This window comes from Pseudooceanicola algae (assembly GCF_003590145.2).
Classification (GTDB): Bacteria; Pseudomonadota; Alphaproteobacteria; order Rhodobacterales; family Rhodobacteraceae; genus Pseudooceanicola; species Pseudooceanicola algae.
The window spans coordinates 1194984-1218358 of sequence record NZ_CP060436.1; the positions used below are offsets into that span (position 1 = coordinate 1194984).

A 23375-nucleotide genomic window follows, 5' to 3' on the forward strand; every position below is an offset into this window, starting at 1 on the left:
ATCAAAATCCGCATTTGTCGCGCAGGAAGGCCAGCGCCACGGACAGCCCATCGGGCGCGATGCCATGGGCGGTGCCCTTCATGACATGGGCGAAGATTTCCTTGAACCCGGCCTCTTGCAGGGCTTCGGCGGCTTCAGGCAGGGATTGCGGCGGCACCACGTCGTCCTCGTCCCCATGTATCAGCAGGATCGGCATTCGGCTTTCAACCTCGTCGACAAGCAGATCGGGGCGCATCAGGCGGCCCGAGAATCCGACGATTCCCGACACCGGGTCTTCGCGGCGCGGGGCCACATGCAGCGCCATCATGGTGCCCTGGGAAAAGCCCAGAAGCGCCACCTGTTCGGGCAGCAGGTCTTCGTCCACCATCAGCGCATCAAGGAAGGCATCCAGATCCTGGGCAGCCGACAGCAGGCCGCGTTCGGCCTCCTCCTGAGACGATCCGTCGATCCAGGGGATCGGGAACCACTGATAGCCCATGGGCGCGCCTTCGACGCTTTCGGGCGCATCGGGGGCTACGAACATCGTGTCGGGCAGGTGTTCGCCAAGCGGGTCCGCCAGGCTCAGCAGGTCGGCACCATTGGCCCCATAGCCATGCAGAAAGACCACAACAGAGCGGGTCGAACCGGAAACCGGGTTTCTTTTCTCGGCGTTCAGAACACGTGTCACAGCATCGCTTCCCTTCGTTTTTCGGCCCCATACCAGGCCCAGAGCATCCGGGCCGCGACGCCGCGCCAGGGCGACCAGGCGGTGCCTCGGGCGCGCAGGGCGGCTTCGGCAGGGCGGTCCTGCAAGCCGTAAAGGAGGCGCGTGGCCTCCTGCAAGGCCAGATCGCCGGCGGGCAGGATATCGGCGCGACCAAGCGCGGTGGTGGCATAGATCTCGGCCGTCCAACGCCCGATGCCGGGCAGCGCGGTCAGGCGGGCAAGGACGCTATCGTCGGGCAGCGCGGCAAGGGCGGGGAAATCCATCTCCGCTTCGGCCAGCGCCAGGGCATAGCGGATCTTGGGACGGCTGAAGCCGATGGCGCGCAGCCCCTCTTCGCCCGCCGTCATGACCGCTTGTGGCGTGGTCAGCCCTGCCTGTTCCACCCGCCCCCAGATCGCCGCCGCCGAAGCGGTCGAGACCTGCTGGCCGGTGATCGCCTGCAACAGCGTGGCAAAGCCTTCGGCGCGGCGGCGCAGGGGCGGCGGCGGCAGGGTCGCGGCGATCCGGGCCATGCCTGCGTCGCGCGCGGCCAGCCAGGTCATGCCCTCGGCCAGAACGGCCTCATCCGTCAGGATGCGGCCTATAGGGTCCGAAGCCATGCCTCCGCCTCCTCTACAGTGGAAAGAACCCGGCAGGCCGGCAATGGCGGGCGGGCCAGCATCAGAACCGGCAGGCCAAGGTTGCGCGCCGCCAGTAGCTTCGGCCGCCCACCGGCCCCCCCGGCGTTCTTGGCAACCAGCCAGTCGATCCTGCGGTCGCGCAGCAAGGCTTCTTCCTGCGTCAGGTCGAAGGGCGGGCGACCGACAAGATAGGCGCCCTCGTAGGGAAACGGCTCCTGCGGCGGATCGACCACGCGCAGGAAAAGCTGCCGCCCCGGCGCAAGGGAGGCGAAATCCGCCAGGGTGCTGCGCCCGGTCGCCAGAAAGACCCGCGCGCCGGTTGGAATATGTCCGCTGCCCTCTTGCGCCCCGGCGACCGTGGTCCAGCGATCCCCCGGTTCCGCCTGCCAGCCCGGGCGGTTCAGCAGGGCATGGGGCAGGCCGAGATCTGCACAGACCCGCGCGCTGCGCGCCGAGATCCGGGCGGCAAAGGGATGCGTCGCGTCCAGCACAGCCGAGATACCCGCCTGTTCGAGATAGCTTCGAAAGCCTCCTTCGCCGCCAAAGCCCCCGATGCGCAACGGCAGCGGCTGGGGCGCGGGGCGCCGCAGCGCCCCGGCAAGCGAGACGACGGCGGGCCTGCCCGCCCGAGCGAGCTTGCCCGCGATCTGACGCGCTTCGCCCGTGCCACCAAGGACCAGCACCGTCATGCCCGCCCCACGATCTGCCCGGCGCGGTCGATGACCACTACGTCGACGCCTTGACCGGCAGGCAGACGGCGGCGCGCTTCAGCGAGGGCGGCGCCGGCTACGTGATCGCCAAAGACCGGGCCAAGGTGGTCCAGCACCGCCAGCGCGGTCTGCATTTCCGCGATCTCTGGTCGCCCGAAGACGTCGGCAAGGGTCGCGAAATCGACCTGGCTGCGCCCGGAATGCAGATCGCCCGCGCCCTGGCCAAGCTTGGTCAGCTTGCCGATTCCACCGGCAATGGTCACATGCTCGACCGGATGGGCCGAAAGGTATTTCAGCAACCCACCGGCGAAATCCCCCATGTCCAGCATGGCGTGGTCGGGCAGATCGTACAGCTCTTGCACGACCCTTTCAGAGGTCGCCCCGTCGCCCCGCCACATGGCGCTGCCCCCGGCCCGCGCCACATCCACCCCGCGGTGGATCGAGGCGATCCAGGCCGAACAGGAAAACGGCCGCACCACCCCCGTGGTCCCGAGGATAGACAGACCGCCGAGAATGCCCAGTCTCGGGTTCCAGGTCTGCGCGGCAAGCGCCTCTCCGTCCCGAACGGAGACGGTGATTTCCGCGTCGAGGTCCCGCCCGTGCAGGGCGGCCATATCGCGCAGGACCTCCTCCATCATCTGGCGCGGGACCGGGTTGATGGCCGCCGCGCCGACGGGCAGCGGCAGGCCGGGGCGGGTCACGGTGCCGACACCCGGCCCGGCGACAAAACGGATGCCCTGCCCGCCCGGTGCGACGCGGCAGCGGACCAGGGCGCCATGGGTCACGTCCGGGTCATCGCCCGCGTCCTTGATGATCGCGGCCTCCGCCCAATCGTCACCGACAACAAGATCCTCGATGGTGAAAACAGGTGTCTCACCACGCGGCAGGCGCAGGCCGACGCTGTCCGGCCGGGTCCCGGACCATAGCGCCAGCAGGGCCGTCTTCAGCGCCGCCGTTGCACAGGCCCCGGTTGTCCAGCCACGCCGCAGGGTCGGGTCCGCGCCCCGGCCCCTGGAATTGCTTGATCCTGTCCCCTCTCGGCTCATCTGCCTGCCTCGGTCCTTCTGAATGCCCTGCCGCCCCGGCGCCGGTTCCCGAAGCCACTTCAACCTGTTGCGCCCCGGCGGGGCAAGCGGGCATATTGCGGCGATGAACGACTCGAACCTTCCTGCGGGCAATTGGCCCGAGATGCTGCCCGGATGGGTCTGGCTGTGCGGTGCCGGTCCCGGCGATCCCGGCCTGATGACCCTGCATGGGCTGAACGCCCTGCGCCAGGCCGACGTGGTGATCTATGACGCGCTGGTTGCGAAGGAGATCCTCGACTGGGCGCCGGGGGCCGAGCATCTTTACGCGGGCAAGCGCGGTGGCAAGCCTTCGGCAAAGCAGCGCGACATCTCGTTGCAGCTGGTGGACCTGGCGCGGGCCGGCAAGCGGGTGCTGCGGCTGAAAGGCGGCGACCCCTTCGTCTTCGGGCGCGGCGGAGAAGAGGCGCAGACCCTGATCCAGCATGGCGTGCCCTTCCGCATCCTGCCCGGCATCAGCGCCGGGATCGGCGGGCTGGCCTATGCGGGCATCCCCGTGACCCACCGCGACGTGAACCAGTCGGTCACCTTCGTTACCGGCCATGACCAGACCGGAGAGGCCCCCGGATCGCTGAACTGGCGCGCCATTGCCGAAGGCGCCCAGGTTCTGGTCATCTACATGGGCATGAAACACGCCCGCCGCATCGCCGACAACCTGATCGAAGCGGGGCGATCCCCCGATGAACCCGCCGCCGTTGTCACCAATGCGACCACGGCCGCGCAACAGGTGCTGGAAACCACGCTGGGGCGGATGGCCGACGATATCGCGGCCTCGGATCTGGCACCGCCGGCGATCCTTTGCATCGGGCGGTCGGTGCTGATGCGTCAGGTGCTCGACTGGCAGGCGCTGGCGCAGGGCATGGCGCCGCGTGATCTCGACCCGCTCGGGCGGGGGCGCCCGGCCGAAATCTCGTGAAAGGGCTGATCCTTGCCGCGCCCGGATCCGGTGCGGGCAAGACGACGGTGACCCTGGCGCTGTTGCGCCTGCTCAGCCGTCAGGGGATCGCGCTGCGCGGTGCAAAGTCCGGACCCGATTACATCGACCCCCGGTTTCACGAGGCCGCCTGCGGCGCACCGAGCCTGAACCTTGATGCCTGGGCGATGACGCCGGACAGGCTGCTGACCCTGGCGCATCGCGGCACGGCGGATCTGCTGGTGATCGAAGGTGCCATGGGCCTGTTCGACGGCGCCCCCCCCGAGGGCCGCGGCGCGGTGGCGGATCTGGCGCGGGGACTGGGCCTTCCGGTCGTCCTGGTGGTCGATTGCGCGAAAATGGCGCAAAGCATCGCGCCGCTGGTCGCGGGTTTTGCAGGTTTTGACCCGCAGGTGCGCCTGGCCGGGGTGATCCTGAACCGCGTCGGCTCGCCCCGCCACGAAGGGATGCTGCGCCGCGCCCTCGCCCCGCTTGGCCTGCCGGTGCTGGGCTGCCTGCCGCGCCGCGCCGACCTTGGCCTGCCCGAACGCCATCTGGGCCTTGTCCAGGCGGGCGAGACCCCGGGGCTTGGGGACTTTCTGGAGCGCGCTGCCGATGCCCTGACCGACGGCATCACGGAAGCGTTCGACAGTGCCGCGCTGCTTGATCTCGCGACGCCTCTGCCCCGGGCCGGGCCTGAGAGCTGCCCGCCGCCGCCCGCACAACGGATCGCCGTGGCGCAGGATGCCGCATTTGCCTTTGCCTATCCGCATCTGCTGGGGGATTGGCGGCTGGCCGGGGCCGAGGTGCAGATGTTTTCGCCCCTGGCCGATGATCCGGTGCCGGAGGCCGAGCTGATTTATCTGCCCGGTGGCTATCCGGAACTGCACGCCGGTCGCCTGGCTGCCAACCACCGCTTTCTGGAAAGCCTTAGGTGTGCGTCGGAAAATACTGATATTTATGGGGAATGTGGTGGTTACATGACGCTGGGGGATGGGCTGGTCGACGCACATGGCACGCGCCACGCCATGGCCGGTCTGCTGCGGCTCGAAACCAGCTTTGCCAGCCGTCGCCTGCACCTGGGCTATCGCAGCCTCGACGCGGCAAAGGGACCTTTCGCCGGCCGCTGGCGCGGGCATGAGTTTCACTATGCGACCACTCTTAGCGCGAAAGGGGAACCGCTGTTTGCCGCCCGGGACTCCGAAGGCGGCGCCCTGTCTGCCATGGGTCTGCGTGCAGGACGGGTCTGCGGCAGCTTCGCCCATCTGATAGCGCCGATCTGATCCAAGCCGTCCGATCCCAACAACTGGTCCTGTGCCCAAGGATGTCGCCCCTGAAACCGGGCAAAGCGCGGGCCGAGTGCCCGGATGTGCGTTTTCGCGCTCTTGCCGGTTTGGCCGGGCGCGCTTACGGAGATCGCCATGACAGAGACCAGCCAGATCCCCGACGATTCCCGCGCCCGCCGCAACGTGGTGGTGTTAGTGCTTGCCCAGGCGATCCTGGGCGCGCAAATGCCGATGATGTTCACCATCGCGGGTCTGGCGGGGCAGAGCCTTGCGCCCAATCCCTGCCTCGCGACCCTGCCGATCTCGCTGATCGTGCTCGGCTCGATGCTGGCGGCAACACCGATGTCGGCGCTGATGCAGCGGTTCGGCCGCCGGACGGGGTTTGTCACCGGCACGATGTTCGGCGCGCTTGGCACCGTGACCGCGGCCTATGGGCTGTATCAGGCGAGCTTTGGCCTGTTCCTGGCGGGCTCGATGCTGACCGGGGTCTATATGTCCGCCCAGGGGTTCTACCGCTTCGCCGCGACCGATACCGCATCCGATGCCTTCCGGCCCAAGGCGATTTCGCTGGTCATGGCCGGCGGTCTGGCCGCCGCGGTCATCGGGCCACAGTTGATCAAGGTCACGGCCGAAGCCATGGTGGTGCCCTTCCTTGGCGCTTACGTGACCATGGTGGCGCTGAACCTTGGCGGGGCCTTCCTGTTTGCCTTCCTTGATATTCCACGCCCGCCGCGCCCGGAAAAGGATGCTCCGAAGGGGCGCAGCCGGCGCGAGCTGATCAAAACGCCGCGCATCGCCGTGGCGGTGATCTGCGCCACGGTCAGCTACATGCTGATGAACCTGGTGATGACCTCGACCCCGCTGGCGGTGGTGGGCTGCGGCTATACCGCCGGGACGGCGGCGGACGTGGTGACCAGCCATGTTCTGGCGATGTATATCCCGAGCTTCTTCACCGGCCATCTGATCGCCCGGTTCGGGGTCGAACGGATCATGGGCATTGGCCTGGCGATCCTTGCCGGGGCCGGGCTGGTCGGCTTGCAGGGAGTCGAGCTGGGCAATTTCTTTGGCGCGCTGGTGCTGCTGGGGATCGGGTGGAACTTCGGCTTCATCGGGGCCACGACCATGCTGGCCGGCGCGCACCGTCCCGAGGAACGAGGCCGGATGCAGGGTCTGAACGACCTGATCGTCTTTGGCGGCGTGACCCTGGCCTCGCTGGCCTCGGGCGGGTTGATGAATTGTTCGGGCGGCACGCCGCAGGCTGGATGGTCGGCCGTGAACCTGGCCATGGCGCCGCTGCTGGCACTGGCGGGGGGCGCGTTGATCTGGCTGGTGCTGCGGCCACGGGACGGCGAAGACACCGCTGGCTGAGCCGGTTGAAGCTGGCAGAGGGGCTCTGCCCCAGGCCGCGCGGGCGCGGCCTTCCCCGGGATATTTGTAACAGGGAAACCTTGAGGGTTTACCAGCGGCCGAGGAGGGCTGCCCGGGTGAGGTCGAAGCGCGCGCGCAGGGGGGTTGGCGCGAGGGTGCCGGATTTCACCGCTGCGGGATTTCGCGCGGCGCGGGTGAGCAGGGTCGCGGATTCGGGCAGGCCGAAGAACAGGGCCGCCTGGGTTGACGCAATCTGCGTTCGGCGGGTGCGGGCACGGGTGATGGCCTCAAGCCCTTCACGCGCGAGGTTGGCCACGGTTTCGGGGCGGCCATCGGGCAACGGCTGACGCCCGGAGGCTTCGAGTTCGGGGATGGCGGCGAACCAATTGGCGAGGCCGATCGCAAAGCCCGCATCCGAAGCGAGGCTTTCTTCCAGCGGATCGCCCAGCATCAGCGCCCCGGCCCGCAGCAGGTGGCCCGAGGTCGCGTCGAGATAGGCGCGGAAATGGGCCTCATCGGCAAAGGGTTCCTTCCAGATGTCCCAGCGGCGCGCATCGATCAGCGCATCGAGCCAGGGGGTCGCATGGGTCGGAAGGCTGAGCGCCAGGGGGGTGACGACCTCATGCCGGCGGATGGCAGTGCCATCGCGGCCTTCGCGGGCGATTTCATCCAGCGCGTCGCGCCACCATTGCAGGCGCATTTCCGCGATCATCGGTTCCTGGGTGACCCAGGGGGCGCGCGCGACCTCTATGTTGAACGCATAGAGCGGAAAGAGTGCATGACGCACCGCAAGCGGCGCGGCCATGGCCTGACGGAACCGGTCGGGATCGGCCCGTTCGACGATGCCGGCGCAGGCCGTCAGGTCTTCGGTCCAGTCAGGGAGGGGCGTTTCGGCCAAGGGGCTATCCTTCGGGTTCGGCCTGAGGTGAGGCCTCGCGTGGTTGGTCAGTCGGCGGCGGGCGCATCCAGCAGCGCGGCATGGGCGTGCAGCAGTTTCCAGGAGAGCGCATCCAGCAGCGCCTCGAAAGAGGCGTCGATTATGTTGGCGGAGACACCGACCGTCGACCAGCGCTGCCCCTGCCCGTCTTCGCTGTCGATGATGACACGCGTGACCGCGCCGGTGCCGCCATGGGTGATGCGGACCTTGAAGTCGACCAGCCGGACCTCGGCGATCAGGTCCTGGTACTTGCCCAGATCCTTGGCCAGCGCGCGGGACAGCGCATCGACCGGGCCGCTGTCCTGTTCGGATGTTTCCAGGCTTTCAGCGACCGAAAGACGCTTTTCCCCATCCACATCGACCACCACCACCGCTTCGGAATAGGAGCGCACGGTGCCGGTTTCATCCTTGCGGCGCTCGACGGTGACGCGGTAGCGCTCGACCTCGAAAAAGCGGGGCATCTGGCCGAGGGCCCGACGGGCGAGCAGTTCGAAACTGGCCTGGGCGCTGTCGTAGGTATAGCCCTGATCCTCGCGGCGCTTGACCTCGTTCAGGATCGCCGACAGGGCCGGATCGCCCTTTTCCACTTCCAGGCCCGCGTCCGCAAGGCGGCGGCGCAGGTTGGACTGGCCGGCCTGGTTGGACATCGGGATGACCCGTTCATTGCCGACCAGCGAGGGGTCGACATGTTCATAGGTCGTCGGGTCCTTCAGGATCGCCGAGGCATGCAGCCCCGCCTTGTGGGCAAAGGCCGAGGCGCCGACAAAGGGCGCCTGCTTGGTCGGCACGCGGTTCAGGATGTCGTCCAGCTGACGCGAGACGGTGACCAGCCCCTTCAGCGCCTCTTTCGCGACGCCGGTCTCATAGGCCGAGGCATAGGGTTCCTTCAGCAGCAGGATCGGCAACAGGGTGACGAGGTTGGCATTGCCGCAGCGCTCCCCGAGGCCGTTCAGCGTGCCCTGGATCTGGCGCGCCCCGGCATCGACGGCCGCCAGCGATCCGGCGACCGCGTTCGCGGTGTCGTTATGGGTATGGATGCCGAGCCTGTCGCCAGGAATGCCGGCGGAAATGACCTCGGCCACGATATCGTGGATCTCGACCGGCAGGGTGCCGCCGTTGGTGTCGCAGAGCACGATCCAGCGCGCCCCGGCGGTCAGGGCCGCCTGAAGGCATGACAGGGCATAGGCGCGGTTGGCCTTCCAGCCGTCAAAGAAATGCTCGGCGTCGAACAGGGCTTCGCGGCCCTGCGCCACCAGATGCGCGACCGAGCGCGAGATGTTGTCGACGTTATCGTCCAGAGAGATCCCGAGCGCCGTTGTGACGTGGAAATCATGGGTCTTGCCGACAAGGCAGACGGCGGGCGTGCCCGCATTGGTGACGGCGGCCAGCACATCGTCGTTTTCGGCGGAAACCCCGGCCCGCTTGGTCATGCCGAAGGCCGTGAGCGTGGCGCGGGTGGCCGGAGCTGCGTCGAAAAAGGCGCTGTCGGTGGGGTTGGCCCCGGGCCAGCCGCCTTCGATGTAATCCATGCCGAGGCGGTCGAGCATGCCGGCGATACGGATCTTTTCGGGGGTCGAGAACTGGACGCCCTGGGTCTGCTGCCCGTCGCGCAGGGTGGTGTCGTAGAGGTAAAGACGCGCGGTCATCGCTGGCCTCTTGGGTTGGTGTCTTGGTGTTCCTTGCGGCGCAGGCAGATAGTCCCGGACGGGTCGCGGAGCGGCCCGGACAGCCCCCGACCTCCCCCCAGGAGGGCGCTGCCCATTATTTCTACACGAGACATCACAGCAGGCCCTCGAGCTTGGCCTCATCGAATCCGTCCAGCGCCTCAGCCTGCAGCGCGCCTTTCAGAGCTCTGAGCTCCAATCCCGCCGCTGCCGCCTTGTGCTTTAGGCTGTCTGCGGTGTCCCAATCCTTTGCTTCGCGCAGTCGACCCCACTGTTCGGCAATACTGCGAGCCAAAGCCCCATGCTTTTCGTCGCCGCGCCCAACAAATTGAATGGCACCCTGATCTTTTTCGATCGTTTGCCACTCCCAATCTCCTAGGTCATCGCTCAGCAGACCCATCAGATTGGCCGCCGCTTTGAGCCCCGCATAATCACCGAGTTTAGCCATCTTATGCAGTTCGGCCAATGCGCCTGCTGTATTCAGGTCGTTCGCAAGCGTTTTCAAAATTTGATCATGAACCTCGCCCGCGTCGACGTCTGCGACTAGCCCGCGCCACTTGCGCAAAGTGGCCTCCGCCTCCGCCCGCTTCTTCTCCGTCCAGTCCATCGGCTTGCCGTAATGCGTGCCGAGGAAGACCATGCGGATCACCTCGCCCGGCACGCCCTGCTCCAACAGATCGCGAACAGTGAAAAAATTCCCCAGCGACTTGGACATCTTCTTGCCCTCGACCTGCAGCATCTCGTTGTGCAGCCAGTAGCGCGCGAAACCGCCATCGGGATGCGCGCAGCAGCTTTGGGCGATCTCGTTCTCGTGGTGGGGGAATTGCAGGTCGATGCCGCCGCCGTGGATGTCGAAGGTCTCGCCCAGAAGCGCGTCGGCCATGGCCGAGCATTCGATGTGCCAGCCCGGACGCCCCCGGCCCCAGGGGCTGTCCCAGCCGGGCAGGTCATCGGCCGACGGCTTCCAGAGGACGAAATCCATCGGGTTGCGCTTGTAGGGCGCGACCTCGACCCGCGCACCGGCGATCATGTCGTCGATGGAACGGCCCGAAAGCTTGCCGTAATCGGCGTAGCTGTCGACGGCGAACAGCACATGACCCTCGGCCTCGTATGCGTTGCCGGAGGCAATCAGGCCTTCGATCATGGCAACCATCTGGGGGATGAACTCGGTCGCGCGGGGCTCCGCTTCCGGACCCACCTTGCCCTTGATCGAAGGGCGCAGGGCGCCGAGGGCATCCATGTCCTCGTGAAACCAGCCGATCGTCTCGTCGGTGATGTCGCGGATATCACGGCCCGTCTGTTCTGCCTTGGCGTTGATCTTGTCGTCGACGTCGGTGAAGTTGCGCACGTAGGTGACATGCTCCGCGCCGTAGACATGCCGCAGCAGCCGGTTCAGCACGTCGAAGACCACCACGGGGCGCGCATTGCCAAGGTGGGCGCGGTCGTAGACGGTGGGCCCACAGACATACATCCGCACGTTGTCGGGATCGATCGGAGTGAAGGGGTCCCTCTTACGGGTGCGGGAATTGTGCAGCTTGATCTCGACCATGTCTTTTGTCCTCGTCCTCGCGCGCCAAAGGCACTTCGCCCGCGGGCGGCTTACAGGATCCTTTGGCAGAGGAAAACGAGGAAGCGGCCCGCGAGAATGCTCTCAGCAGGGAATGATGCAGCCGGTAATGAGGCAACGCTTCGTCATGGCAAGCGGCATAGCGCGGCGACGGGTCTTTGCCAAGTCCGGAATTGGCGGGGGAACGGCGGGCGGGACGCCGGCAGCCTTGCCTTTGCCACCCGTTGTGCCAGGCTGGATGGCATGAACCGCCACCTTCTGCACCAGATCTGCGCCCCCCTGCCCGGAGCCGAGGTTTCGGATCCCTGGGGCGGTCATGATGCCTGGAAGGTGGGCGGCAAGATGTTCGCCTCGGTCGGGGCGCGGGATCTGGGCGTTGCGGTCAAGACAGCCGATGCCGATTTCGCGCGGATGATGATCGAGGCCGGGGATGCAGAGCGCGCGCCCTATTTCCACGCCAGCTGGATCCTGCTGCGCTGGAGTGCGCCAGAGACTCTGATCCGCGACCGGGTGGTGATCTCCTACGATCTGATCCGGTCGAAGCTGACGAAAAAGGTCCCCGCCGGGATGGCGGAGCGCGCGCCGTGACGCTGTGGCAAGGGGCCTGCCATTGCCAGGCGGTCCGGTTCGAAGTCACGGCAGAAATCACCCATCTGCGGGTCTGCAATTGTTCGATATGTCACATGCGCGGGGCGCTGAACATCCGCGTTCCAAGGGCGGCGCTGCAGCTGCTGACCCCCTGGGAGGGGCTGAGCCCCTACCGCTGGGGCGGCGGCACGGCACGGGATTACTTCTGCCCCACCTGCGGGATCATGCCGTTCCGCAGGCCCTCGGACCCGACAGCCGCGGAACGCGCAGCCGGGGTGCCGCCCTTCGATGGCTGGGCTGTCAATGCCCGCTGCCTTGACGGCTTCGACATCGGCTCTGTCCCGCTGCGCGCCATCGACGGCGCGGCGATCTAGCCCCCGAGGGTGCCGGTCGTCACCGCATTTGCCCAGGCAGGTTCGCCATAGTTGCGCGCGGCCTGCGCCATGCGGGCGCTGTCATAGGGCACATACCGTTGGGTAAAGCGGAAACCCTCGCCCGCGCGATCGATGATCGCATAGGCGGCGGCGGGGCTGCGGGCCTCGACCTTGTGCGGGTATGGCGGGCGTTCGTCGTCATAGGCCGGGCAGCCGACGGAGCCGGGGTTGAACAGGATCTGCCCTGTCGGCAGGCGCAAAAGCGCCGGGATATGGGTATGGGCGAACAGGACCAGCGGCGCCGTGACGCCAGCCGACCAGTCCGCGATCTGCGCCATGGGGCGGGGATGCAGGATGCCGCCCGGCCCGGGCTCATGGTTCCAGTAGGTGCCATCGCTCAGGGGGGTGGCATGGCAGGCCAGGACATCGCCGAAATCCAGCAGTTGCGGCAGATCGCGCAGCCAGTCGAAGGCCTGCGGCGACAGGGCCTCATGGGCGATCCGGTCGCTGCCCCACATGTCTTCTGGCGCTTTTTCAAGCAGATTGCGGTCGTGATTGCCCGCAAGGCTGTAGGCGTTCAGCGTCATGAGACGATCCGCCGTGCCCTGCGGATCGAGCGGGCCGGAAAAGTGATCGCCCAGCACCAGCAGGGCTTCGGGGGCGAAATCTGCCATGTCCGAAAGCACGGCAGACAGGGCATCGGCATTGCCGTGAATATCGGCGATGACGGCGAACCGGGCGGGCAAGCGGGGGCATTCGAGAGTGATCATGGCAGGACCATGGCGGCATGAGCCCGCATGGAACAAGCGAAAAACCCTTGCACCCCCCCGCCATCTGCAAGACCTTTCAAGACAACGACCCAGAGGAGGCAAAGATGCAAGATTCCGGCGCCACGTTCCGCGCGTTACACCATGGTGAGAAACCCTTTGTCCTGGCCAATGCCTGGGATGCAGGCTCGGCCCGGATGCTGGCGGCGATGGGGGCAGAGGCCATCGGCACCTCCTCCGCCGCGCTGGCCTTCACCCTTGGCAAGACGGACGGCAATGTCACCCTAGACGAAGCGCTGGCCCATGCCGAGGCCATGGTGGCCGCGGTCGACCTGCCCGTTTCAGGCGATTTCGAGAGCGGCTATGCCGAGGCCCCCGAGGACGTCGCGCAGACCGTGCGCCTGGCCGCCGAGGCCGGTCTGGCCGGGATCACGATCGAGGATCTGGTGGACGGCAAGGCCTATGACCGCGATCTGGCGATCGAACGCATCCGCGCCGCTGCCGATGCCGCCCGCGCCCTGCCCCGCGATTTCGTGCTGGTCGCGCGCGCCGATGGCGTGATGACCGGGCTTTACGACATGGATGAGGCAATGGCGCGGCTGGCCGGTTTCGAAGCCGCCGGGGCCGATTGCCTCTATGTGCCCGGCCCACCCGATTGGGAGGCGCTGGAACGCATCGTTGCCAGCACCGACCTGCCGGTCAACGCGCTGGCCGCCGGAACCCTGGCCAGTTACGCGCTGGAGGATTTCGCCCGGATCGGCGTCGCGCGGATTTCCCTTGGCTCCTCGCTGGCGCGGGTCACCCACAGGGTCATCATCGACGCGATGAGCGAGATCTGGGAAGACGGCTCCTTCTCCCGGCTCAAGAAATCGGTGTCCGGCGAAGAGGTCGACCAGATGCTGATCGAGGGCGCGCGCAAGGCATGAGGCGGCTGGGATGAGGCTGGGTGTCCGCCTGCGCGGGCTCCTTTGTGCCGCCATGCTCGCCCTGCCCGGCGCGCTGGCGGCCCAGACCCCGCTGCCCGCCCCACGCGAAGCCTATGTCAATGATTTCGCGAATATTCTGAGCCCGGCCGAAGAAGACCGGCTGCGCGAAATCCTGCAAGCCGCGCGTCAGGACCCCGGGGCCGAGATCACCGTCGCGACCCTCGACGGCCTGAAGGGTCGCCGCCTTGAGGATCTTGCCGCTGCGCTGTTCGACCAATGGGGCATTGGTGATCCGGCACGCAACGACGGCGCGCTGCTGCTCCTGATGCCTGACGACGGGCAGACCCGCATCGAGCTTGGCGCGGGCTATGGCCGCGACTGGGATGCACAGGCCCGCCGGATCATGGAAGACACCATGATCCCTGCCTTTGCGACGGGCGCCTACGGCGAGGGCCTGGAATAGGGCGCGGCCCGTGTCATTGCCGAGATCCAGCGCCCCTTCCTGACCGATCCGACACCGCCCGCATCGCAGGGCGGCGGCACGCCCTTCCTTTTCATCGGCGGCGGCATCCTTGCGCTGCTGTTCATCGCCACGCGCGGAAAGCGGCGCGGCAAGGGCCAGACCTGCCCGCGCTGCGGCAGCCCGAAACGGATCAGCCGTCAGCGCGAGGTCATCCGCCGCCCCACCCGCCAACAGCCGGGAGAGGCCAGGGACAGCCTGCGCTGTCGCACCTGTGGCCATGCCTGGACACGCCTTCTGACCCTGCCGGTCCTGACGGCGCGTGACAGCCGCAGCAGCGGTTTCGGCGGTGGCCGGTCGGGCGGCGGCGGGGCTTCGGGCCGGTTTTGACGCAAAAGGCCCCCGATCCTGCGACCGGGGGCCCTTTTCAGATGTCCTGCGAAAAATCCGCGCGGGGCGGGATCATTCGGTAACGGTCACCGTTTTCATCATGTCGGGCGCACCCACGACGCTGCCGTTGGCCCCGGTGCCGCGCTTGATCTGATCGACCACTTCCATGCCCGATGTGACCTCTCCGACAACCGTGTACTGACCGTTCAGCTGCATCGAGGGGTCGAACATGATGAAGAACTGCGAATTTGCCGAATCCGGGTTCTGGCTGCGCGCCATGCCCACGACACCGCGCACGAAGGGCTTGTCGGAAAACTCCGCCGGCAGGTTGCCGAGCGAGGATCCGCCGCGACCGGCCATGGCGAGATTGCCGCCGTCCTTGGCATATTCCACGTCGCCCGTCTGCGCCATGAAACCGTCGATCACCCGGTGAAAGTAGACGCCGTCATAAGCGCCCTCTTCCGCCAGGGTGGTCAGGCGCTCGGCATGCAGCGGGGCGATGTCGTCGAACAGCTCGACATGGACGACGCCATTGGCCTCGCCCGCGATCTCGATATCAAGGCCGGTGGCCAGCGCCGGGGCCGCCAGCGCGGTGAAGGCTGCGGAGAGAACGAGCTTACGCATCGGCGGCCACCTTCACAGACACCATCGTGTCGGGCTTCGCAGGCGGCTCGCCACGGGTGATGGCGTCGACATGCTCCATGCCTTCGATGACACGACCATAGACGGTGTATTGGCCGTTGAGGAAATGGTTGTCCTTGAAGTTGATGAAGAACTGCGAATTCGCCGAATCCGGGTTCTGGCTGCGCGCCGCGCCCAGGGTGCCCCGGTCATGCGGCAGACGCGAGAATTCGGCCGGGACGTTCGGCAGGTCCGATGCACCGGTTCCGGCGCGACGGATGTCGAAATCGCCGGTCGAATTGCCGTGCTGCACATCGCCGGTCTGTGCCATGAAGCCTTCGATCACGCGGTGGAACACCACGCCGTCATAAGCGCCGGAGCGGGCCAGTTCCTTCATCCGCTCGGAATGCTTGGGGGCGACATCGGGCATCAGCTCGATGATGACGGTCCCACCGGTCAATTCCATCAGAATGGTGTTCTCGGGATCCTTGATTTCGGCCATTTGCCTCTCCTTCCACATGTTTGCGCCAGCATTAGGGACCGATGGGGCAAATGCCAAGGCCGGGCTGTTGACCCAACCGCTGGATAGCGCCAGAACTTCGCCAAGAGCTAATCAAGGAGAGGCACCATGGGCTGGAAAACACTGGATGATATGGATCTTGCAGGCAAGATCGTGCTGACCCGCGTCGATATCAACGTGCCGCTCGAAGACGGCAAGGTCACGGATGCGACCCGGATCGAGCGAATCGTGCCGACGGTGACGGATATCCTGGAAGCGGGCGGCAAGGTCGTGCTGATCGCGCATTTCGGCCGCCCCAAGGGCAAGGTCGATCCGGAAATGTCGCTGCAGCTTCTGCTGCCCGCGCTGGAAGAGGCCTTTGGCCGCAAGGTCGCCTTTGCCGAGGATCTGGAAGCGGCCGAAGGGCTGGATGTGCCGATCCTGCTGCTGGAAAACATCCGTTTCCTGCCCGGCGAGGAAAAGAACGACCCCGCATTGGCCAAGACCCTGGCCAAACTGGGCGACATCTATTGCAACGATGCCTTTTCGGCCGCCCACCGGGCCCATGCTTCGACCGAGGCGCTGGCACGGGAACTGCCCGCCTGTGCCGGGCGCCTGATGCAGGCCGAATTGCAGGCGCTGGAGGCCGCGCTTGGCGCGCCCGAACGCCCCGTCGTGGCCGTGGTCGGCGGCGCCAAGGTGTCGACCAAGCTCGACCTGCTGGGCAATCTGGTCGAAAAGGTCGACCGGCTGGTGATCGGCGGCGGTATGGCCAATACCTTCCTTGCGGCGCAGGGCATCAACGTGGGCAAGTCGCTTTGCGAACACGAGATGACCGAGATCGCCAAGCAGATCATGCTGAAGGCACTGGACGTGGGCTGCGAGATCATCCTGCCCGCCGACATCGTCGTGGCGCGCGAATTCAAGGCCGGGGCCGAGAATGAAACGGTGCCGTCCACCCGGTGCCCCGACGACGCGATGATCCTGGATGCAGGTCCCGAAAGCGTGGAACGTGTCGGCTATGCCTTCGAACACGCCAGGACGCTGATCTGGAACGGCCCGCTTGGCGCCTTCGAGATCGCGCCCTTCAACGCCGCCACCGACGCCGCGGCGCTGAAGGCCGCTGAGCTGACCGAAGCGGGCAAACTGGTCTCGGTCGCCGGCGGTGGCGACACGGTAGCGGCGCTGAACGCCAGCGGCGCGGCCGAGAAGTTCACCTATATCTCGACCGCTGGCGGGGCCTTCCTCGAGTGGATGGAAGGCAAGACCCTGCCCGGCGTTGCTGCCTTGGAGGGCTGATTACCGCCACCGCCCGTTGCGGTGGCCACCGTTAGCGCAACCTGCGTTGCCAGCCCCTGCCCCGTCGCCTAGAACTTTCCGGGACGGGGCGCGGAACCGCCGCGCTCTTTGAACAAAACTCACTTTTCAGGCGATTGATCATGACTGAGACGACCCAGGCCGAGATGGTACGCGCGGATGCCGCACAGGCGGAGCAGATGCGCAGCGGAGATGGTTTCATTGCAGCCCTCGATCAGAGCGGCGGGTCCACGCCCAAGGCTTTGAAGCTCTACGGCATCGAGGAAGATGCCTATTCCGGCGATGCCGAGATGTTTTCCCTGATGCACCAGATGCGGGCGCGGATCATCAAGTCCCCCGCCTTCAACGGTGAAAAGGTGATCGGCGCGATCCTGTTCGAACGCACCATGGATGGCGAGATCGACGGCGTGCCGACGGCCGAATATCTTTGGAAAGAAAAGCAGGTCGTGCCCTTCCTGAAGGTCGACAAGGGCCTTGCCGATCCGGAAGACGGTGTGAAGCTGATGAAGCCGATGCCCGAGCTTGACACGCTGTGTGCCCGTGCGGTCACCAAGGGGATCTTCGGGACCAAGATGCGTTCGGTTGTGGATGCGGCCGATCCGGTCGGCATCAAGAAGATCGTCGATCAGCAGTTCGAGGTCGGGATGCAGATCCTGGGCCATGGGCTGATGCCGATCCTGGAACCCGAGGTGACGATCACCATCGAGGACAAGGCCGCAGCCGAAGACCTTCTGCGGGACGAGATCCTGGCCCATCTGGACGCCCTGCCCGAGGGCATCGAAGTGATGCTGAAGCTGTCGATCCCCGAGGCGGTGAACCAGTACAAGGCTCTGGTCGATCACCCCAAGGTCATGAAGGTCGTGGCCCTGTCCGGCGGCTATGCCCGCGAGGACGCCAATATGCGCCTGTCCAAACAGACCGGCATGATCGCCTCGTTCAGCCGGGCGCTGACCGAAGGTCTGTCGGCACAGCAACCGGATGCGGATTTCGACGCCGTGCTGGGCGAGACCATCGACGGGATCTACCAAGCCTCTGTCGCGGGCTGAGCCCCGGCGCCCTAGGCGCGCCGAGATATTTGCAAACGACCTTGGGCGCCTGCGGGCGCCCTTTTCGTGGAGCGTTCAACCGCCGATTTGCGCGAAAAGTGATGCTTCGGGGGATTCCCTTTGCGAATCAGCTGTGTCATGATGATCGGACAGCGCCCAGAAGAGGCGCAAGGCAGACCCTTGAGGTCGGGATCACGAGGCAAGGCATGACTGGCGAGACGCGCCCGGCGTTCGGGTTGTTTCTATATTTCGGGCTGATTTTCCTGCTCGGCATGTATTTCACCTTTGCCGCCGTGCAGGGCGAATACGGGCTGTTCCGTCGCGCCGTGGTCCAGAGCGACAACGTGCAATTGCGCCATCAGCTGGCCGAGCTGGAAGAGCGGATCGTCGTGATGGAAAACCGCACCCGGCGCCTGTCGGATGATTACCTCGACCTCGATCTGCTGGATCAACAGGCCCGCGATGTTCTGGGTCTGGTGCGCGGCGACGAATTCGTCCTGCGCTGATTTTGGGCCGGCTTGGGGGCGCTGCCCCCGCGCGCCCGGACGCTGCGCGTCCAGGCGCCCTCCCCCGGGATATTTAGAACAGGGAAACATGGTGCAAGTCTGTCAGGCTATGCGCCTTTCCGGCATTGTCGGATGGCATCAAAGCTCTATTGTAAAGAAATGAAACGGCCCTGGCGGCCGCCTGCGGGTGGTCGGGCACGGGCCTGGGAAGGGGTTGCGGCAAATTCCCCCTCGCATCCGGCGGGGAAGTGTTGTAGTTGATAGTTTAATACTAAACTATTCCAGTTTCCCACCTTTTGCGATGACACTCAGGGGAGGATACCCATGGCGACCCGCAAGACCCCAGCCAAGCCGAATGTTTCGGCCGAAGAGCTGAAGACCTATTACCATGACATGCTGCTGATCCGCCGCTTCGAAGAGAAGGCCGGCCAGCTATACGGCATGGGCCTGATCGGCGGCTTCTGTCACCTCTACATCGGCCAGGAGGCCGTCGTGGTCGGGCTGGAAGCCGCGGCCGAGGAAGGCGACAAGCGCGTCACCTCTTACCGTGACCACGGGCATATGCTGGCCTGCGGCATGGATCCCAATGGTGTCATGGCCGAGCTGACAGGTCGCGAAGGCGGCTATTCGAAGGGCAAGGGCGGCTCGATGCACATGTTCTCGAAGGAGAAGAACTTCTACGGGGGGCATGGGATCGTCGGGGCGCAGGTGCCGATCGGGACCGGGCTGGCCTTTGCCGACAAGTACCTGGGCAATGACCGTGTGAGCTTTGCCTATTTCGGCGATGGCGCGGCCAACCAGGGTCAGGTCTACGAGAGCTTCAACATGGCCTCGCTGTGGAAGCTGCCGGTGATCTTCGTCATCGAGAACAACATGTATGCCATGGGGACTTCGCAGACGCGCTCGACCTCTTCGGCCGAGATCTACAAGCGCGGCGAGCCCTATGGCATCCCCGGCGAAGAGGTCGATGGCATGGACGTGCTGGCAGTCAAGGCAGCCGGCGAGAAGGCCGTTGCCCATTGTCGCGCCGGCAAGGGGCCATATATCCTTGAGGTGAAGACCTATCGGTATCGCGGTCACTCCATGTCGGACCCGGCCAAGTACCGGACCCGCGAGGAAGTGCAGAAGATGCGCACCGAGAAGGATGCCATCGAGCATGTCCGCGATATGCTGATCACCGGCAAGCACGCCACCGAGGACGAGCTGAAGGAGATCGACAAGACGATCAAGGACATCGTCAACAAGTCCGCCGATTTCGCCAAGGAAAGCCCCGAGCCCGCGCTTGATGAGCTTTGGACCGATATCTATGCCGATGTGGCGCCGCAAGAAGCCGACGCCTGAGGGAGACGACACGCATGCCAATTCAAGTTCTGATGCCCGCCCTCTCACCGACCATGGAAGAAGGCACGCTGGCCAAGTGGCTGGTCAAGGAAGGCGATACCGTTTCCTCCGGGGATATCCTGGCGGAGATCGAGACCGACAAGGCGACGATGGAATTCGAAGCCGTGGATGAAGGCACGATCGGCAAGATCCTGGTCGAGGCCGGCACCGAGGGCGTGAAGGTCAATGACCCCATCGCCGTGCTGCTGGAAGAGGGCGAAAGTGCTGACGATATCGACAGCGCCTCTGCCGCCCCTGCGCCAGCGGCGGATGCCCCGGCCGTGGCCGAAGACGAACCCGCCAAGCCTGCCGCCGCCTCCGCCCCGGCGGAAGTGAAATCCAAGGCCTCGCCCGACTGGCCCGAAGGCACGCCGATGAAGACCCAGACGGTCCGCGAAGCCCTGCGCGACGCCATGGCCGAGGAAATGCGGTCCGACGACAACGTCTATCTGATGGGCGAGGAAGTCGCCGAGTACCAGGGCGCCTACAAGGTCAGCCAGGGTCTGCTGGACGAATTCGGCGCCAAGCGCGTGGTCGATACGCCAATCACCGAACACGGCTTTGCCGGGCTCGCCGTCGGCGCCGCCTTCGGTGGTCTGCGCCCGATCGTCGAGTTCATGACCTTCAACTTCGCCATGCAGGCAATCGACCAGATCATCAATTCGGCGGCCAAGACGCTTTACATGTCCGGCGGCCAGATGGGTGCCCCCATGGTCTTCCGCGGTCCGAACGGCGCTGCGGCCCGTGTCGGCGCGCAGCACAGCCAGGACTACGCGGCCTGGTATGCGCAGATCCCCGGTCTGAAAGTCGTGATGCCCTATTCGGCCTCTGACGCGAAAGGCCTGCTGAAATCGGCCATCCGCGACCCCAACCCGATCATCTTCCTCGAAAACGAGCTGATGTACGGGCAAAGCTTCGAAGTGCCGGATGTCGATGATTTCACCATCCCCTTCGGCAAGGCGCGGATCTGGCGCGAAGGCACGGATGTGACGCTCGTCTCCTTCGGAATCGGCATGAAGTACGCGCTGGAAGCCGCGGAAAAGCTGGCAGAAGATGGCATCGACGCCGAGGTCATCGACCTGCGCACCCTGCGCCCGCTGGATTACGACACGCTGATCGCCTCGGTGATGAAGACCAACCGCTGCGTCACCGTCGAAGAAGGCTTCCCCGTGGCGTCGATCGGCAACCACCTGTCGGCCTACATCATGGAAAACGCGTTCGATTACCTCGACGCGCCGGTGATCAACTGCACCGGGAAGGACGTGCCGATGCCCTATGCGGCGAACCTTGAGAAACATGCCCTGATCACCACGGACGAGGTGATCGCGGCGGTGAAAAAAGTCACCTACCGGTAAGGAGCGCGCGCAATGCCGACAGAAATTCTGATGCCTGCCCTGTCTCCCACGATGGAGGAAGGCACGCTGGCGAAGTGGCTGGTCAAGGAGGGCGACACCGTGTCCTCCGGTGACCTGCTGGCCGAGATCGAGACCGACAAGGCGACGATGGAATTCGAAGCCGTGGATGAAGGGGTGATCGGCAAGATCCTGGTCGCCGAAGGCACCGAAGGCGTGAAGGTCAACGACCCCATCGCCGTTCTGCTGGAAGAAGGCGAAAGCGTCGACGACATCGGCAAGACCTCCGGTACCGCCAAGGCCAGCGCCAACCCCGAGGAAACCTCCGAGGCGGCTCCGGCCCCGAAAGAGGCCCAGGCGGCACCGAAGCAGGAGGCCTCCGCCAAGGACGCCCCCGCCCCGGCAGCCCCCAGGGACGGGGATGGCAAGCGCATCTTCGCCTCGCCGCTGGCACGTCGCATCGCGGCCCAGAAGGGTCTCGACCTGGCGAATGTCACCGGGTCGGGTCCACATGGCCGGATCGTGAAGGCAGACGTGGAAGCCGCCGAAGCCCAGCCCGCCGAAGCCGCCTCGAAAGAGGCCGCCACGGCGGATGCCGTGGTCGGCAAACCCGCCCCCACTGGCGCCTCTTCCGATGCGGTCAAGAAAATGTACGGCGACCGCGATTACGAAGAGGTCACGCTGGACGGCATGCGCAAGACCATCGCCGCGCGTCTGACCGAGGCCAAGCAGACCATCCCGCACTTCTACCTGCGCCGCGACATCAAGCTCGACGCGCTGCTGAAGTTCCGCGCCCAGCTGAACAAGCAGCTGGAAGGGCGCGGTGTGAAGCTGTCGGTCAATGATTTCATCATCAAGGCCTGCGCCCTGGCGATGCAGTCGGTGCCGGATGCCAACGCGGTCTGGGCCGGTGACCGGGTGCTGAAGATGAAGCCGTCGGACGTCGCCGTTGCCGTCGCGATCGAAGGTGGTTTGTTCACGCCGGTGCTGCGCGATGCCGACATGAAGTCCCTGTCAGCGCTGTCGGCGGAAATGAAGGACCTCGCCAAGCGTGCCCGCGACCGCAAGCTCGCGCCGCATGAATACCAGGGCGGCGCCTTCGCGGTCTCGAACCTCGGCATGTTCGGTATCGACAACTTCGACGCCATCGTGAACCCGCCGCATGCAGGCATCCTGGCCGTCGGCGCGGGCGTCAAGAAGCCCGTCGTCAACGAGGCCGGCGAGATCGAGGTCGCGACCGTCATGTCCGTGACCATGTCGGTCGATCACCGCGTGATCGACGGGGCGCTTGGGGCGGACCTGCTGAAAGCCATCGTCGAGAACCTCGAAAACCCGATGGTCATGCTCGCCTGACCTTGGTGCGGTTACTGAAACAGCAAAGGCCACCCCTCGGGGGTGGCCTTTTTCGTTGTGCTGGATGTCTTGCCGCCACTCAGCGGGCCCGGATCACATCCCCAGAATCTGGTCCATGCGCAGCGCCGGCTGATCGCAGCCCGCCTCACCCACGATACGGGCAGGTACACCGGCAACGGTCTTGCAGGCCGGCACCGGATGCAACACCACGGACCCGGCCGCGATCCGCGAACAATGCCCGATCTCGATATTGCCCAGCACCTTGGCCCCAGCCCCGATCAGGACACCGTTTCCGATCTTGGGGTGACGATCCTCTTCTTCCTTGCCGGTACCGCCAAGGGTGACGGAATGCAGCATCGACACATTGTCCCCCACCACGGCGGTTTCCCCGACGACGATGGAGTGAGCGTGGTCGATCATGATCCCCTTGCCGATCTTGGCTGCCGGATGGATATCGACCCCAAAGACCTCGGACGACCGCATCTGGAAGAAATAGGACAGATCGCGGCGGCCCTCGTTCCACAGCCAATGGCCCACGCGATAGGCCTGCACGGCCTGGAAGCCCTTGAAGTACAAAAGCGGCTGAAGGAAACGATGGCAGGCGGGGTCGCGTTCATTGATCGCCACGATATCGGCCCGTGCCGAGGCAAGGATCGCGGGATCGGCGGCAAAGGCCTCGTCACAGATTTCGCGCAGGATCTGGCCGGACATCTCGTCCGAGGCCAGCTTCATCGCGATCCGGTAAGCCAGGGCACGCTCCATCGACGGATGGTGCAGAATGGTCGAATGAACCATCCCGCCCAGAAGCGGCTCCTCCGCAATGGCCAACCTGGCTTCGCGAAGGATCCGGTCCCAGACGGGGTCCAGTTCGGCAAGTTTTGCTTTCGGTGTGACCATGGCATCTTTCCTGACGGCTGAAGGTCAGGGTACCAGAACCAGCGGA

General features: G+C 65.6%; 24 protein-coding genes. 13 read left to right on the plus strand and 11 right to left on the minus strand.

Annotation, left to right across the window (positions count from 1 at the left end):
- Window position 1: 1 nt before the first annotated feature.
- The 4 genes from PSAL_RS05625 to PSAL_RS05640 are packed head-to-tail and all read right to left on the minus strand — an operon-like array spanning window position 2 to window position 3082.
- The gene (locus tag PSAL_RS05625; RefSeq protein WP_119840602.1) at window positions 2-667 is read right to left on the minus strand and encodes an alpha/beta hydrolase; all 666 of its coding nucleotides are present in this window, start codon (window positions 665-667) and stop codon (window positions 2-4) included.
- The gene (locus PSAL_RS05630) at window positions 664-1305 is read right to left on the minus strand and encodes a DNA-3-methyladenine glycosylase family protein (protein WP_119840601.1); all 642 of its coding nucleotides are present in this window, start codon (window positions 1303-1305) and stop codon (window positions 664-666) included. The genes PSAL_RS05625 and PSAL_RS05630 overlap by 4 nt, the downstream gene beginning before the upstream one ends.
- Window positions 1287-2015: a cobalt-precorrin-6A reductase gene (locus PSAL_RS05635; protein WP_119840600.1), complete on the minus strand. Its 729-nt coding sequence runs from the start codon at window positions 2013-2015 to the stop codon at window positions 1287-1289. The genes PSAL_RS05630 and PSAL_RS05635 overlap by 19 nt, the downstream gene beginning before the upstream one ends.
- Window positions 2012-3082 carry a cobalt-precorrin-5B (C(1))-methyltransferase gene (locus tag PSAL_RS05640; RefSeq protein ID WP_196941906.1) on the minus strand — a complete coding sequence of 357 codons (1071 nt, stop codon included), beginning with the start codon at window positions 3080-3082 and terminating at the stop codon, window positions 2012-2014. Before PSAL_RS05640 ends, PSAL_RS05635 begins: the two co-directional genes overlap by 4 nt.
- A gap of 103 nt (window positions 3083-3185) precedes the next feature.
- Here PSAL_RS05640 and cobA point away from each other — a divergent pair, with 103 nt between their 5' ends.
- From cobA to PSAL_RS05655, 3 genes are all read left to right on the plus strand, one after another.
- A complete protein-coding gene (gene cobA / locus PSAL_RS05645; RefSeq protein WP_119840744.1) occupies window positions 3186-4034 on the plus strand; it encodes a uroporphyrinogen-III C-methyltransferase in 849 nt (282 codons plus the stop codon).
- Window positions 4031-5314, plus strand: a complete 1284-nt coding sequence (locus tag PSAL_RS05650; protein WP_119840745.1) for a cobyrinate a,c-diamide synthase — start codon at window positions 4031-4033, stop codon at window positions 5312-5314. Before cobA ends, PSAL_RS05650 begins: the two co-directional genes overlap by 4 nt.
- A gap of 138 nt (window positions 5315-5452) precedes the next feature.
- Window positions 5453-6685 carry an MFS transporter gene (locus tag PSAL_RS05655; protein ID WP_119840813.1) on the plus strand — a complete coding sequence of 411 codons (1233 nt, stop codon included), beginning with the start codon at window positions 5453-5455 and terminating at the stop codon, window positions 6683-6685.
- A gap of 88 nt (window positions 6686-6773) precedes the next feature.
- On the opposite strand, the gene PSAL_RS05660 is transcribed toward PSAL_RS05655, so the two are convergent.
- The 3 genes from PSAL_RS05660 to cysS all read right to left on the minus strand — a co-directional run bounded on the left by PSAL_RS05660 (window position 6774) and on the right by cysS (window position 10835).
- Window positions 6774-7583 carry a squalene/phytoene synthase family protein gene (locus PSAL_RS05660; protein ID WP_231388626.1) on the minus strand — a complete coding sequence of 270 codons (810 nt, stop codon included), beginning with the start codon at window positions 7581-7583 and terminating at the stop codon, window positions 6774-6776.
- A 47-nt stretch (window positions 7584-7630) separates the two neighbouring features.
- Entirely contained in the window at window positions 7631-9268 is a 1638-nt protein-coding gene (gene cimA, locus PSAL_RS05665; RefSeq protein ID WP_119840746.1) for a citramalate synthase, read from the minus strand.
- 133 nt (window positions 9269-9401) lie between these two features.
- On the minus strand, window positions 9402-10835 hold the full coding sequence (gene cysS / locus PSAL_RS05670) for a cysteine--tRNA ligase (protein ID WP_119840747.1): 1434 nt from the start codon (window positions 10833-10835) through the stop codon (window positions 9402-9404).
- A gap of 261 nt (window positions 10836-11096) precedes the next feature.
- Between cysS and PSAL_RS05675 the strand changes: the two genes are divergently transcribed.
- Window positions 11097-11441, plus strand: coding sequence for an MmcQ/YjbR family DNA-binding protein (locus PSAL_RS05675; RefSeq protein WP_119840748.1), 345 nt, complete (start codon window positions 11097-11099; stop codon window positions 11439-11441).
- On the plus strand, window positions 11438-11815 hold the full coding sequence (locus PSAL_RS05680; protein ID WP_119840749.1) for a GFA family protein: 378 nt from the start codon (window positions 11438-11440) through the stop codon (window positions 11813-11815). The genes PSAL_RS05675 and PSAL_RS05680 overlap by 4 nt, the downstream gene beginning before the upstream one ends.
- On the opposite strand, the gene PSAL_RS05685 is transcribed toward PSAL_RS05680, so the two are convergent.
- Window positions 11812-12585: a metallophosphoesterase family protein gene (locus PSAL_RS05685; RefSeq protein ID WP_119840750.1), complete on the minus strand. Its 774-nt coding sequence runs from the start codon at window positions 12583-12585 to the stop codon at window positions 11812-11814. The genes PSAL_RS05680 and PSAL_RS05685 overlap by 4 nt on opposite strands.
- A 104-nt stretch (window positions 12586-12689) precedes the next feature.
- Between PSAL_RS05685 and PSAL_RS05690 the strand changes: the two genes are divergently transcribed.
- A complete protein-coding gene (locus PSAL_RS05690) occupies window positions 12690-13508 on the plus strand; it encodes an isocitrate lyase/PEP mutase family protein (RefSeq protein WP_119840815.1) in 819 nt (272 codons plus the stop codon).
- 10 nt (window positions 13509-13518) lie between these two features.
- Complete coding sequence (locus tag PSAL_RS05695) at window positions 13519-13971, plus strand: TPM domain-containing protein (RefSeq protein ID WP_119840751.1); 453 nt, start codon at window positions 13519-13521, stop codon at window positions 13969-13971.
- 459 nt (window positions 13972-14430) lie between these two features.
- Here the strand turns inward: PSAL_RS05695 and PSAL_RS05700 are convergent, their stop codons facing one another.
- Complete coding sequence (locus PSAL_RS05700; protein WP_119840752.1) at window positions 14431-14982, minus strand: peptidylprolyl isomerase; 552 nt, start codon at window positions 14980-14982, stop codon at window positions 14431-14433.
- Window positions 14975-15481, minus strand: a complete 507-nt coding sequence (locus tag PSAL_RS05705; RefSeq protein WP_119840753.1) for a peptidylprolyl isomerase — start codon at window positions 15479-15481, stop codon at window positions 14975-14977. The genes PSAL_RS05700 and PSAL_RS05705 overlap by 8 nt, the downstream gene beginning before the upstream one ends.
- 126 nt (window positions 15482-15607) lie before the next feature.
- Between PSAL_RS05705 and PSAL_RS05710 the strand changes: the two genes are divergently transcribed.
- The 6 genes from PSAL_RS05710 (at window position 15608) to PSAL_RS05735 (ending at window position 22432) form a co-directional block, all read left to right on the plus strand.
- Window positions 15608-16777 (plus strand): phosphoglycerate kinase, encoded by a 1170-nt coding sequence (locus PSAL_RS05710; RefSeq protein WP_119840754.1) that lies wholly within the window; start codon window positions 15608-15610, stop codon window positions 16775-16777.
- Window positions 16778-16917: 140 nt separating this feature from the next.
- Complete coding sequence (locus tag PSAL_RS05715; protein WP_231388627.1) at window positions 16918-17841, plus strand: fructose bisphosphate aldolase; 924 nt, start codon at window positions 16918-16920, stop codon at window positions 17839-17841.
- Between the two features lie 206 nt (window positions 17842-18047).
- Window positions 18048-18347, plus strand: a complete 300-nt coding sequence (locus PSAL_RS05720; protein WP_119840755.1) for an FtsB family cell division protein — start codon at window positions 18048-18050, stop codon at window positions 18345-18347.
- Between the two features lie 324 nt (window positions 18348-18671).
- Complete coding sequence (gene pdhA / locus PSAL_RS05725; RefSeq protein WP_119840756.1) at window positions 18672-19688, plus strand: pyruvate dehydrogenase (acetyl-transferring) E1 component subunit alpha; 1017 nt, start codon at window positions 18672-18674, stop codon at window positions 19686-19688.
- Between the two features lie 14 nt (window positions 19689-19702).
- A complete protein-coding gene (locus PSAL_RS05730) occupies window positions 19703-21082 on the plus strand; it encodes a pyruvate dehydrogenase complex E1 component subunit beta (RefSeq protein ID WP_119840757.1) in 1380 nt (459 codons plus the stop codon).
- A 12-nt stretch (window positions 21083-21094) separates the two neighbouring features.
- A complete protein-coding gene (locus tag PSAL_RS05735) occupies window positions 21095-22432 on the plus strand; it encodes a pyruvate dehydrogenase complex dihydrolipoamide acetyltransferase (RefSeq protein ID WP_119840758.1) in 1338 nt (445 codons plus the stop codon).
- A 93-nt stretch (window positions 22433-22525) separates the two neighbouring features.
- Here the strand turns inward: PSAL_RS05735 and cysE are convergent, their stop codons facing one another.
- Window positions 22526-23329: a serine O-acetyltransferase gene (gene cysE / locus PSAL_RS05740; protein WP_119840759.1), complete on the minus strand. Its 804-nt coding sequence runs from the start codon at window positions 23327-23329 to the stop codon at window positions 22526-22528.
- Between the last annotated feature and the right edge of the window lie 46 nt (window positions 23330-23375).